Raw genomic sequence first — 13,685 nt, forward strand, 5'->3', positions numbered from 1 at the left:
TTAAAATTAGAGAAGAATAGAATGAATATTATTGAAAAAAATAAAACAGGATTATTACGTCTAAAAAAGCACGAAAAAAATCCTATTTTTAGTCCAAATCCAGATAATTACTGGGAAAACATAGTAGTTTGTAACCCTGGAGTTTGGTATGAAAACGGAAAATTTTCTATGTTATATAGGGCGGCCGGAGATGATAAAGAACATTTTATTAGATTCGGATTAGCAGAGAGTACAGATGGTGTTAATTTTACAAGAGTTTCGGATAAACCTGTATTTTCACCAAGTATAGATGGTCCAGATATGGGAGGTGTAGAAGATCCTAGGATAGCAAAGTTTGGAGATGAATTTTACGTTACTTATGCGTATAGACCATTTCCTCCAGGACAATATTGGAAATTTGCACATGATGTAATTTTATTACCAGAATCAGGAGAAGATACACCGTTGGTTTATAAAAATAATGTAGCAAATTCTGGTTTAGCTATCTCAAAAGATTTGAAAACTTTTAAACGATTAGGTCGTATTACAACAGCTAATTTAGATGATAGAGATGTTATTCTTTTTCCAGAGAAAATCAATGGAAAATTTGCCATGCTGCACAGACCAAAAGAATGGATTGGCAAAAAATATGGTACGGAAAAACCAGCAATTTGGATTCGTTTTACAGATGATTTAATGGTTTGGGAAGAAGAAAGTACTCTTTTAATTTCTGGTATAAACGGCACTTGGGAAGAAAAAGTAGGCGGTAGTACTCCGCCTTTAAAAACAAAAGAGGGTTGGTTAGTAATTTATCACGGAGTAGAAAATGGAGGTTTAGGGTATTATAGAGCAGGAGCAGCTTTATTAGATTTAGATGATCCAACAAAAGTAATTGGGCGTTTAAAAAACTGGATTATGGAACCAGAACATGACTATGAAATAGAAGGATATTACAAAGGATGTGTTTTTCCAACAGGTAATGTAATTATAGAGGATACATTACACGTGTATTATGGTGCAGCTGATAAATATATTGGTTTAGCAACATGTAGTGTAAATGAATTATTACAAGCATTAAAAGCATCTAATGATTAAAAAAGTGATTGTATTTTTATTATTGATAACATCCACTTTTTTATTAAGTGGGTGTTCTTCTAAAATAAAACCTAAAACTGCAGATATTACAGTAACATTTAATAAAAAAAACACTGTAAATACACCTTTTATAGGTCATGGTGTGCAATGGTCAGCTTATCCACATGCTGATTCTAAAGACGCAGAATGGGGTTTTTTAATGACTGATGAAAAGTGGAATGAACTTTATAAACGTATAGATTTTGTAAAACCACATATTATTAGAGTCATGGATGTTTCTACATGGCGTTATTACAAAGGTCTAGATAAAAAAGGGGAACCTATTTTAGATTTTAATACACAAGAAATAAAAAGTCTTTATAAGCTTTTAGATTATTGTCAAAAAAGAAAGATTAAGGTTCTTTTTGGAGAATGGGGAGCACCAGGTTTATGGAATTTAGATGAATCTATTCCAGAAATAGAAAGAGCAGACGATCCACGTTGGACGAATATGATTGTTAAATATTTAGAACATTTAATAATCGAAAAAGGCTATACCTGTATTCAATATTATAATTTGGTAAATGAACCAAACGGATATTGGGCATCAACCGATGGCGATTGGGAGCAATGGAAAGCTGGATATATTCAGTTAGACAAAGCTTTAAAAACAGCTGGTTTAGATAAATATGTATCACTTTCCGGGCCAGATGCTGTAACACAATGGGATCATCCAAAACATCCGAAAAAAGCACACGATTGGGTATATTCTACCGTAAACGAGCTTGATACTATTACAGGTTTATATGATTTTCATATTTATGCAGATCAAGATTTAATTAGAACTGGAAATTTTATTCCGTATTTAGAACCCTTTACTTCAGAAATAAATAAAACGAATAAACCTTTGATTTTAGGGGAATTAGGAATGAAATATAGTGGCGATTTAAAAGAAGAAAATACACGTCGAGGAAAAGCAGATCCGTTTGCAGGGCCAGATGACTCTTCTATGTTTGTATATGACTATTTTTACGGAGTAGATATGGCAGATGCAGCAATTCAAAGTATGTTGGCAGGTGTTGGTGGTGCTATTGCTTGGGATTTAGATGATGCTATGCATACCGTAGGTGATTTAGGTGAAAAAAATCAATTAAAAAAATGGGGGATGTGGAATATTTTAACCGAAGAATTTGGGGATTTGGAGGTGGATAAAAAACCACGTCCCTGGTCGTATTCTTGGACATTACTTTGCAATTTGTTTCCGCCAGAATCTAAAATTTACAAGCCAGCTTATTCCGTTGTAAATGATAGTATTCGTGCAGTTGCATCAACATATAAAAATACATTTAGTGCTGCAATTGTAAATCAGTCTAAAAACTCAAAAATAATTAGTTTGTCTTCAGAAATGTTTTCAAAAGATAAAATACTTTATTTGTATGAATATTCAGAACACAATAGACCTGTTAATTCTGATGGTTTTCCAATAATTACAAAGAGCATAAATTTAGATTTACAAGAAGATATTATTGTTGAGGTTAAAGGCAATAGTGTGGTGTTTCTAAGTACAATTTTAATTAAATAACCCTTTTAAAAAGAAATTATCAAAATATATTATGGAATATAATTTAGGAATTATAGATATAACAGTACTAGTTGTGTACTTTATATTTATTGTATGGTTTGGACTTAAATCTTCTAAAAAAGGAAGTGATTCTACAAGCGATTATTTTCTTGCAGGTCGAAATATGACGTGGCCAGTTATTGGTTTTTCTTTATTCGCTGCAAGTATTTCTAGCACAACTTTAATTGGTAAAAGTGGTGATGCTTATTCTACAGGAATTGCCGTTTTTAACTACGATTTAATTTCGGTATTGGTTATGGTGTTTTTTGCAATGTTTTTCTTACCATTTTATATAAAATCTGGAATTTTTACGATTCCTGAGTTTTTAGAAAAAAGATTTGATAAACGTTCTCGGTATTATTTTTCATTTATAACCTTAATGGGGTCAACGTTTTTAGATGCTGCAGGTGCTTTGTATGCAGCTTCCTTGTTAATGAAGTTGGTTTTTCCAGAGATGTCTATCATGGAGTTATCCGTTATATTTGCTGTCGTTGTTGCAGCTTATACAATTCCAGGTGGTTTATCTGCGGCCATAAAAGTCGATTTAATTCAAGGGATATTATTATTGGTAGGAACTTTTATTTTAACATTTTTAGCCATGAATAATGGTGGATTAGATTATTTAAAGAACCTACTTTTAGAAGGAGATTCTATGATGAAATTAATCCGTCCTATGGATGATTCGTCCGTACCTTGGTTGGGTATGATAGTCGGTATTCCCATATTAGGATTTTATTTCTGGGGAAATAATCAAGTATTGGTGCAGCGTGTACTTACGGCAAAATCGATAGATCATGGTAGAAAAGGGATTCTTTTAGTTGGTTTTTTAACAGTGTCATTAATCTTCATTATTATATTTCCCGCGGTTATAGGTAAGCACTTATTTCCAGATTTACCTAAAAACGATATGGTGTATCCTAAATTGGTTATAGAATTGATGCCAACAGGATTATTAGGTCTTATGTTAGCTGCAATGGTAGCCGCATTAACGTCTACTTTAAGTGCATTATTAAATTCTGTAGCAACATTATTTACAATGGATTTTTACACGAAATTTAAAAAAGAACCATCTCAAAAAGAACAAGTATATGTTGGTAAAATTGTATCTGTAGTTGTTTTAATTTTAGCAGTATTATGGGTGCCTTTTGTATCTAAATTTGATTCTTTATTAAAATATTATCAAGAAATGCTAACCTATATTGCACCTCCAGTTGTAGCAGTATTCTTTTTAGGAGTCTTTTGGAGACGTATTAATAGACATGGTGCTTTTTGGGGATTAATGGGAGGTGCTTTAGCAGCTATTACCACAATTGTAGCTAAAGTAGCATTCGATTATGAACTTTTAGGAGATATTCATTTTTTACTTAAAGTACCATTTTATTTTATGTTTAGTGCCGTAATTATCATTGTAGTAAGTTTATTTACCAAACCAGATGATCCTTCTCAAATAGATGAATTAATTTGGACCAAAAAGATTTACCAAGAAGAATCTAAGGAACTTATTGGCGTTCCTTTTTATAAAAACTTTAGAGTTTGGTCTTTAATATTGATAGGTTTCTGTTTTTTGGTATTGTATATGTATCAATAGTATTATCGAAATAATTTTAACACTGAGCTAACCTTATTTTTGAATTTTTTATTTAAGAGGTTAGCTCATTTTTTTAGCTACGTGTTTTTTTTTTTTTAGAAATTATTAAAATTTCATAAAACAATAAGTTTTCAACATTATGTAGTTATAATATTTTAATAGAGGTAATTATATTTGAAGTGAAGTAATATTTATTAATTAAAATAGAATGATGTTTTATAAAAGTTATAGGTATTTAATACTGATAATAGCAACGTGTTTTTTTACATCTTGTGATAATTCTCCTAATTTTATTTCAAAAGAAATAAAAACTAACTGGCAATTTAAAGCAGTAAAAGACACACTTTGGTTAAAAGCGAGTATACCAAGTTCTATTCACACAAACTTAATTGCGAATAAAATTATAGAAGATCCATTTTATCGATTAAATGAGCATGATCTACAATGGATTGACAAAAAAGATTGGGAATATAAAACTGTTTTTACTGTTGATGAAACTCTTTTTGATAAAGAAAAAATAGCATTCAATTTTAAAGGATTAGATACTTATGCAAATATTTATTTAAACGATTCACTTATTTTAAAGACCGATAATATGTTTGTTGGTTATAAAGTGAATGCCAAAAAATATTTAAAAATTGGCAAAAATAGTTTGAATATTATTTTTGATTCACCAATAAAAATAGGTTTACTAAAAAGAGAAGCATTAGGCTATCAATTGCCGAATGCTGTAAATGACCAATCAGAAAATGGAGGATTAGGTAAAAAACAAGTAGCGGTTTTTAGTAGAAAAGCAGGCTATCATTTTGGTTGGGATTGGGGACCAAGATTGGTTACTTCTGGTATTTGGCAAGAGATTCAATTAAATGCATGGAACACCGCAACTATAAATGATGTGTATGTGCTACAACAAAATTTATCTAAAGAAAGTGCACAGTTAAATACTAAAATAGAAATTGAGACTACAAGAGCTATAACTACTCAAATTTATATTAAGATCGATGAAAAGCAATATTTAGAAAAGGAAATTGAACTTAAAAAAGGAGTCAATAAAATTGAAATTCCTATAAAAATTAATAACCCAGAATTTTGGTGGACGAATGGTTTAGGGAATCAAAAACTTTATAAAATAGATGTTCAACTAAAAGAAGGAACTAAATTATTAGCTTCTAATTCTCATAAAATAGGATTAAAAACATTAAAAGTAATTCAACAAAAAGACAGTGTTGGAGAAAGTTTTTACTTTAAATTAAATGGACATGCCGTTTTTATGAAAGGTGCTAATTATATTCCTCAAGATGTTTTTTTAGACAGAGTTACCACAAAGGATTACGAAAAAGTTATAAAAAATATGGTTGATGCCAATTATAATATGATTCGTGTTTGGGGTGGAGGTATTTATGAGAATGATATTTTTTATGACTTATGTGATAAAAACGGAATCTTAGTTTGGCAAGACTTTATGTTTGCTTGTGCAATGTATCCTGGAGATACATCTTTTTTAGAAAACGTAAAAAAAGAAGCAAAATACAATGTTAAAAGGTTAAGAAGTCATACAAGTATTGCACTGTGGTGTGGTAATAATGAAAATTTTGTGGCATGGAAAAATTGGGGTTGGATAGATCAAATAAAGAATAGTCAAGGACAAGAAACTGTAGATGTTATTTGGAAAGGATATCAAGATGTATTTCACAAAATCTTACCAGAAGTAGTTGCTGAATTAGATAGTGATACTTTTTATTGGGCTTCTTCACCAACATCTGCAAAAGGAGAAGATGCAACGTTAACTTCTGGAGATTATCATTATTGGAGAGTTTGGGGAAATCAGGAATCTATTTTAACGTATAACGAAGCAATTCCCCGTTTTATGTCGGAATATGGTTTTCAATCTTTTCCAGATTTTCAATCGGTAGAAAAATATACAGAAGAACAAGATTGGAGTATTTATTCTGAGGTAATGCAATCTCATCAACGTTCAAATATAGGTAACAAGAACATAGAAATGTATATGGAATCTTGGTATAAAAAACCGAAAGATTTTAAATCATTTTTGTACGTAAGTCAGTTATTACAAAGCAAAGCGATGCAAATTGCTATTGAGGCTCATAGAAGAAATATGCCTTATTGTATGGGGAGTTTATATTGGCAAATTAACGATTGTTGGCCAGTTGCTTCTTGGTCTACAATAGATTATTATGGGAATTGGAAAGCAGCACATTACCATGTAAAAGACCTGTATAAACCCATAAAAACAATGTTTTTTAAGAATGATAAAAAACTTGAAGTACATATTGTTTCAGATAAATTAAAAGATAAGAACGCTGTATTAAGAATAAAATTATTCAATTTTAAAGGTGAAATTTTAGATCAAGTTGAAAAAAACATTACTATAAAATCAAATACAAGTGCTATTTATTTTGATGTAAATAAAACTGGTTTTACCAACCTAAATAATAATAGTAATAACACTTTTTTAGTTGCAGAATTGGTTGCTGAAAATGATGTTGTTTTTGATGAAACCATCTTCTATTTAGAAAAACCAAATCAATTAGAATTATCGAAACCTACAATAAAGTATTCGGTTTTAGGGAGTAATAAAAATGGAGTGGAAATAGAAATTTCTACAAACACGTTAGTAAAAAACATCAACTTAAAAAGTAGTGTAAAAGGTCATTTTTCTAATAATTATTTTGATGTTTTACCGAATAAAAGATACTACATAAAGTTTGATTCTGAAACAGAAATCAACATAGAACAGTTTACAAAAGAATTAAAAATCACATCACTTTTTGATACTTATTAAAAGAATAATATGAAAGCATATCCAATTAAATTTGAGCCCATTTTAAAAGAAAGAATTTGGGGAGGAGAAAAATTAATAAACATATTTAAAAAGAAATCAGATAAACTAAATATTGGTGAAAGTTGGGAGATTTCTGATGTAGAAGGAGATGTTTCTGTGGTATCAAATGGACTTTTAAAAGGACAAACATTAAAAGATTTAATAATCAATTTTAAGGAAGAATTTTTAGGGTATAAGGTCTATGAAAGGTTTGGTGATAACTTTCCTGTTTTAATAAAATTTATTGATGCAAAAACGCCATTATCAATTCAGGTTCATCCTAATAACGAGTTGGCTAAAGAGCGTCATAATTCGTTTGGAAAAAACGAAATGTGGTATGTTATGGATGTTGATAAAGATGCCGAATTAATAGTTGGTTTTAATCAAAAGGTAGACGAAGAAAAGTATGTTAAGGCTCTGAATAATGGAAAGGTTTTAGATATTTTAAATTCAGAAAAAACAGAAAAAGGAGATACTTTTTACATTCCTACAGGTAGAGTTCATGCAATTGGCGCAGGTATTGTGTTGGCCGAAATTCAGCAAACATCAGACGTAACCTACAGAATTTATGATTATGAAAGAACTGATGCAGCAGGAAATCAAAGAGAATTACACACTGAGTTAGCTTTAGATGCTATTGATTATAATTTGTACAATAATTACAAAACAACTTATCAATTAAAAGAAAACCAGTCGTCAGAATTGGTCCATTCTCCATATTTTAAAACAGATATTATTCAATTAACAAATCAATTAGAAAAAAACTATGAAAAATTAGATTCATTTGTAATTTATATGTGTGTAGAAGGTTCTTTTACTCTTGAGTGTAATAATGAATTAATGATGGTAAATAAAGGTGAAACTGTTTTGTTACCGGCTTCAATTAAGGCCGTAAAATTAAATTCTGAACAAGCAACCCTATTAGAGGTTTATCTATAAAAATATTTTCATAATAAAACCTCTGAATAAGGTATTAACATGGTTTATTACAGCTGCAATTGCTGGTTTTTTATTTGGTTTTGATACCGTAGTAATTTCTGGAGCAGATAAACATTGTAGCATTATGGGGTTCTTCAACTATTGTTTGTATTTTTTATGATGCCAGAAACAAAAGGAATGAAATTAGAAGAATTAACTAAAAAATTAATGAATAGATAATGAATAACAGGGTAAAGTTTTGTGTATTACTTGTTTTAATAAGTTTTTTTGGTTGTAATACAACACCAGAAAACATCGTTAAAATATATTCAGATCAAATAATTTCTTCCAATTTTATTGGTAATGGAGTACAATGGTCTGCATATCCTCATGCCGATTCAGAAAATGCAGAATGGGGTAATCTAATGACTGCAGAAAAATGGGACATGAATTTTAAAAGATTAGACTTTATGAAACCTAAACTGTTTAGAGTAATGGACCAGGCTAATTGGCGGTATTTAGTTGGCTTTGATAAAGAGGACAATCCTATTTTAAGTTTTGATAATCCAGAAGTTAAGGCAGTAGAAAAAATACTAGATTATGCACAGCAGAATAATATTTCTGTCCTTTTTGGAGAATGGGGAACTCCATACAAGGTTCATGACAAAAAGGAGGGGTTTTCGGATAAGTTTACAGGAGCAAATGATCCAAAATGGATTAACTGTATTGTTGAATATTTAGATTATTTAATAATAGAAAAAGGATACACATGTATTAAATATTACAATTTAATAAATGAACCAAATGGAGATTGGGCATCCACAAAAGGAGATTTTAATGAATGGAAAGAAGGTGTTGTATTACTTTCTAAAGCGATAAAAGAAAAAGGATTAGATACATTTATTACTGTTGCCGGACCAGATGCTGTACATCGTTATAATAATCCTAATTCTACTTATTCGGGTATTGGCTGGATAGAGCAATCTGCAAAACAATTAACTGAAGAGATAGGTATTTATGAGGTGCATGACTATGCAAAACCATCAATGGTTAAAAGTGGCGAATTTCAGGTTTTTAATGAGAAAGCAGCTAAAATCCCTAAAGCGTTAAACAAGCAAATTATTTTTGGAGAAATAGGGTTGGGGAAAAGCAATGCTACAAATCAAGAAAGAGCAAAAAACGATCCGTTTGCAAGTAAAGATAGTCAGATGATGGTGTATGATTATAGTTATGGCATTTATATGGCAGATGCTGCAATACAAATTATGAATGCTGGTTATTCTGGTGCAGCAGCTTGGGCTTTGGATGATGCAATGCATACTTTAGATGATATTGGGAATAAAAATGAATTGAAAAGATGGGGAATGTGGAATAGTTTAGGAACCGAAATTTGTAACAATCCAGAAGACGAAAATATAAGGCCTTGGTTTTATTCTTGGTCTTTATTATGTCGTTATTTTCCTACAGGAAGCTCAATAATAAAAACGGATGAAACAAAAATAGCAGGAATCCGTTTAACTGCGGCTACTTATAAAGATGATATTACCGTTGCACTTATAAATAATTCAGACATTCCTAATAAAATAACATTAGATCTTTCAACTTCGAAAACACTACGCAAGTATGTTTATACAGCTCAAGATAGAAAAACTGATAAAAATAATTTTCCTGTTCCGGTTGCAACAAATATAATCTGTAAAGATTTTTTAAATATAGAATTACCAGCAAATAGCTTTTTATTACTTACAACCATAAAATATTAATTAAGATGAAAACAAATAGACTCGTAGTATTAACACTTCTTTTTTTAAGTATGAATTTATTTTCACAAGACCCTAATTTTCATATTTATTTGGCCTTTGGTCAATCTAATATGGAAGGTTCAGCAGAAATTGAAGCTCAAGATAAAATTGGTGATGAACGTTTTAAAGTATTACAATCTTTAGACTGCTCTAATTTAGGATTTACAAAAAATGAATGGAGAGTGGCAACACCGCCATTAACACAATGTTATACAGGCCTTTCTCCTGCAGATTATTTTGGAAAAACGATGATTAAATATTTACCTAAAAAGGTAAAGGTTGGTATTATAAATGTAGCTGTTGGAGGTAGTGATATTAGATTGTTTGATAAAGAAAATTATAAAAAGTATACAAAGACCTATCCTGAAGATTGGTTTCAAAAGAAGATTGAAGATTATGGAGGAAATCCATATGAGCATTTTATTAAATTAGCTAAAAAAGCTCAGAAAGATGGTGTTATAAAAGGGATTATTTTACATCAAGGAGAATCAAATCAAGATGATAAAAATTGGCCAGAATATGTAAAAAAAGTGTATTATAATATGTTAGCAGACCTGTCTTTAGATGCAAATAAAGTTCCTTTAATAGCGTCGGAACTGGTAGATAAAGAACAAAATGGAGTTTGTGCAAGTATGAATCCAATTATAAATACATTACCAAACGTTATCTCTACAGCGCATGTAGTTTCATCAAAAGGATGTAAACCAAGAAAAGATCATACTCATTTTAATTCTGCAGGAGTTAGAGAGCTAGGAAAACGATATGCTTTAAAAATGCTTTCTATAAAAGGATATAAGGTTAAGGATTACAATCCGAATAAAGATTTAAAATCAGTTGAAATATTACCAAATAATAAAGTAGTATTTAGAATTTACGCTCCAAATGCAACTACGGTTAAATTATATTCTGATGATAAATGGGATTATGTAGCCTTTAAAAAAGATAATAATGGAGTTTGGGAAGGATTTTGGAATGATGCAAAACCAGGAGTTTATAGTTATAAGTTTATTGTTGATGGAGTAGAAGTACAGGACAGTAAAGCGGTGTCTATAACTGATAATATTCCTGTTATAAAAATAGCTTCGGATAAAGATTTCTTTTACAAAAGAAATACGATTTCTCATGGAGCAATTACAATTCAAAATTATTATTCAAAAACACTTCAAAAAAACAGAAGATTAAGAGTTTGGTCTCCTCCAGGTTATGAAAAATCAAAAAAGAAGTTGCCTGTTTTATATTTAATTCATGGCGGTGGTGGTTCAGAAACCTCTTGGTCTAATATTGGTGCTGTTGGCGATATTTTAGACAATCTTTTTTCTGAAGGTAAAATTAAACCAATGTTGGTTGTTATGCCAAATGGAACTATAGAAACAGCAGAAATTTTAGATAGAGTTCCGCTTTTTGCAAAAGATTTAATGAATGATATTATTCCTTTTATAGAGAAAACATATAAAGTAAAAACCAAACAGAATGATAGAGCTATTATGGGCCTTTCTATGGGCGGTTTAGAAACACTTGAAGCTGTTACCTTTCATCCTAATAAATTTGGTTATGTAGGTGTTTTAAGTTCTGGTTGGTGGTTAAGTGATTCTTGGAAAGAAAAAAGAGGAATTGTAGATAATTCAGAAAATAGATTAAAGCAATTAAATTTAATAGCTCCTAATTTTAATAAATCTGTTAAGATGTTACATTTTACACAAGGAGGTTCAGAAGATATTGCTTTTGAGAATGGAAATGAAACCTTAAAACTATTTAAAAAGGCTAAAATTAATTTTACATATAGTGAAATGTCAGGCGGACATACTTGGATGGTTTGGCGTAAAAATTTAAGAGATTTAGCTCCAAAGTTATTTAAATAGTATTTTAAAAACTCCTTTAGCTTTCTTTGTTCGACTTTCTCATTCTAAAGTCGAACAAAGGAAGCTAAAGGAAAACAAATCTATTTACCTAATACAATATGTAATAATCTCTTTATTTAAAGGGTTTAAGGTGTGTGGGGCGGAGTAGTGGTGTAGTATTTTGTCTTCTTTTGATTGATTTAGTCAAGTAAAAGAAGATGACTTTTTTATCTAGAGTTGTTCCGTTTTATAAAAAAATAGTATTGTAATTTGTTTGTATATCTTTAATTTCAATCTCTTCTAATACTGAAAACTCTTTTTTCAGTGCACGTTTTGATAGAATACCTTTATTCTGTTCTAAAAATCGAACAAGTATTGCAACTGTTTTATCAGGCATTTCAAAATGATTATCTAGGTATTTTTTAAATTCATCATACTTTTGAAGATAACTAACTTCTTCTGGTATAATTCTTACTAAGGTGTCTTCTACACAATCGTATAAAAATTCTGCTTGTTTTGTAGCGTCAAAATAACGATAAAAATCAATGGTATTATTTGTAACTTTAATGTTATGATTTTCCGTTTCTTTCCATGTTATGTAATCTAATAATGTATGTGAATATGATTCTAAAACGATTTTGTAATCATTAATATGTTCTAAAATTGAAGCAGAAACAGGAAAAATAACTCCTTGCTGCGTAAATTTCTTTTTAGCTAAAATATGATGCATTATATAGCGATGTAAACGACCATTGCCATCTATAAAAGGGTGTATGAATACAAAACCAAATGATATGGTTGCAGCTGCTAAAACGGCATCGTAACTATCGTCTTGTAATAGGATATTTGTATCCATTACTCCTTTTAATAACTTGGGAATATCTTGTTCTTTTGCAGAAATATGATTCGGAATAGGTTCTCCTGAACTTCTATCATGTTCTCCCACAAAACCACCTTCTTTCCTTAGACCCATTTCTATAAATCTACTGTTTTCTATAACTATTTGTTGTAAGCGTTCAAGTTCGGTAATACTTAATGATTTACCACCTGCTTGACCAATTGCTTTACCCCATCGCATAGCTCTATTATTACCAGGATTTTCACCCTCTATGGTAAAAGATGCTTTAGAGTCTTTTAATAATAAAAAAGAAGAAGCGCGTTGCAATATGTCTTTATGTATGCTATTTAGAATTGTGTTTTTTCGGCTAGATAAATTAGCATTAATATAGTTTTCTAACTTTTGAGTTTTAAAAATTAATGGACAAAAATCTACAGTTCCTGGTAGGTTGTTAATAATTTTATGCCTTGCAGATTCTTCTCCTTTTATTGTGTATTGGATATTAGAGTCAAGTAGTTGAATGTATTTACGTTTTTTTAAATCTATTGCTACATCAATTTTTTTTTGTTGAAGCCATTCGTATATAAACCAAATCTTTCGACTATATTGACCAGATGGTTCTATATGTAGAATTTCTTTTATTTGATCTTTTGTAATTACTTTAAATAACGCTTTAAATAATAGTAAATTAATACCTTCATATTTAATAGCAAATACCAGTTGTTTGTACAATGTCTCTTCTGGTTGATATGAGGTCGGAAATACTTTCCAATAGGTATTATTATACTTTTTACTTTTTTGGGTTATTAGCGATAGTGTATTTGGAAAGGGTATTGGTAATTTTAAACTTTCTATTATAGCACCATAACCCACTATTTTTCCTCTTTCAGGTGTGTTTCTTCCTTGAAAAAATGAAGTTTCATTTAATGGTATTATTATTTCCATACTATAAAGTTATTTAAATTATAATCAAAGATAATTAAAAAACATGCGCAAATTAAAAATAATGCGCGCATAGGTGTTTGTTTTAAAAATAATGCGCGCAAAGTTCTAGGAGTAAAAAGATGCGCAATCTAAAAAAAATGTGCGCAAAATTTAATTCTACAGAAAAACGAGCGCCTTTATAAATTAAAATTTGGGTATTATAGTAAATACGGCTTAGAAAAGATAAGAAATGTACAGATC

General features: G+C 30.1%; 9 protein-coding genes. 7 read left to right on the plus strand and 2 right to left on the minus strand.

Going from position 1 to position 13,685, the window contains the following annotated elements:
* The first annotated feature begins 21 nt into the window (after positions 1-21).
* The 5 genes from JOP69_RS02375 to JOP69_RS02395 all read left to right on the plus strand — a co-directional run bounded on the left by JOP69_RS02375 (position 22) and on the right by JOP69_RS02395 (position 8,043).
* Entirely contained in the window at positions 22-1,074 is a 1,053-nt protein-coding gene (locus tag JOP69_RS02375) for a glycosidase (protein WP_203393039.1), read from the plus strand.
* Positions 1,067-2,635 carry a cellulase family glycosylhydrolase gene (locus JOP69_RS02380; RefSeq protein ID WP_203393038.1) on the plus strand — a complete coding sequence of 523 codons (1,569 nt, stop codon included), beginning with the start codon at positions 1,067-1,069 and terminating at the stop codon, positions 2,633-2,635. Before JOP69_RS02375 ends, JOP69_RS02380 begins: the two co-directional genes overlap by 8 nt.
* Before the next feature lie 31 nt (positions 2,636-2,666).
* Positions 2,667-4,262, plus strand: coding sequence for a sodium:solute symporter (locus JOP69_RS02385; RefSeq protein WP_203393037.1), 1,596 nt, complete (start codon positions 2,667-2,669; stop codon positions 4,260-4,262).
* Positions 4,263-4,470: 208 nt separating this feature from the next.
* Complete coding sequence (locus JOP69_RS02390) at positions 4,471-7,065, plus strand: glycoside hydrolase family 2 protein (protein WP_252191172.1); 2,595 nt, start codon at positions 4,471-4,473, stop codon at positions 7,063-7,065.
* A 9-nt stretch (positions 7,066-7,074) separates the two neighbouring features.
* The gene (locus JOP69_RS02395; RefSeq protein ID WP_203393036.1) at positions 7,075-8,043 is read left to right on the plus strand and encodes a type I phosphomannose isomerase catalytic subunit; all 969 of its coding nucleotides are present in this window, start codon (positions 7,075-7,077) and stop codon (positions 8,041-8,043) included.
* Here the strand turns inward: JOP69_RS02395 and JOP69_RS02400 are convergent.
* On the minus strand, positions 8,038-8,181 hold the full coding sequence (locus JOP69_RS02400) for a hypothetical protein (RefSeq protein WP_203393035.1): 144 nt from the start codon (positions 8,179-8,181) through the stop codon (positions 8,038-8,040). The genes JOP69_RS02395 and JOP69_RS02400 overlap by 6 nt on opposite strands.
* A gap of 80 nt (positions 8,182-8,261) precedes the next feature.
* Here JOP69_RS02400 and JOP69_RS02405 point away from each other — a divergent pair, with 80 nt between their 5' ends.
* Together JOP69_RS02405 and JOP69_RS02410 are read left to right on the plus strand one after the other, a co-directional pair.
* Positions 8,262-9,785 (plus strand): cellulase family glycosylhydrolase, encoded by a 1,524-nt coding sequence (locus tag JOP69_RS02405; protein WP_203393034.1) that lies wholly within the window; start codon positions 8,262-8,264, stop codon positions 9,783-9,785.
* Positions 9,786-9,790: 5 nt separating this feature from the next.
* A complete protein-coding gene (locus JOP69_RS02410) occupies positions 9,791-11,683 on the plus strand; it encodes a sialate O-acetylesterase (RefSeq protein WP_203393033.1) in 1,893 nt (630 codons plus the stop codon).
* A gap of 226 nt (positions 11,684-11,909) precedes the next feature.
* Here the strand turns inward: JOP69_RS02410 and JOP69_RS02415 are convergent, their stop codons facing one another.
* A complete protein-coding gene (locus JOP69_RS02415; protein ID WP_203393032.1) occupies positions 11,910-13,445 on the minus strand; it encodes a Fic family protein in 1,536 nt (511 codons plus the stop codon).
* Positions 13,446-13,685 lie beyond the last annotated feature (240 nt).

The sequence above is a fragment of the Polaribacter sp. Q13 genome (assembly GCF_016858305.2).
GTDB lineage: Bacteria > Bacteroidota > Bacteroidia > Flavobacteriales > Flavobacteriaceae > Polaribacter.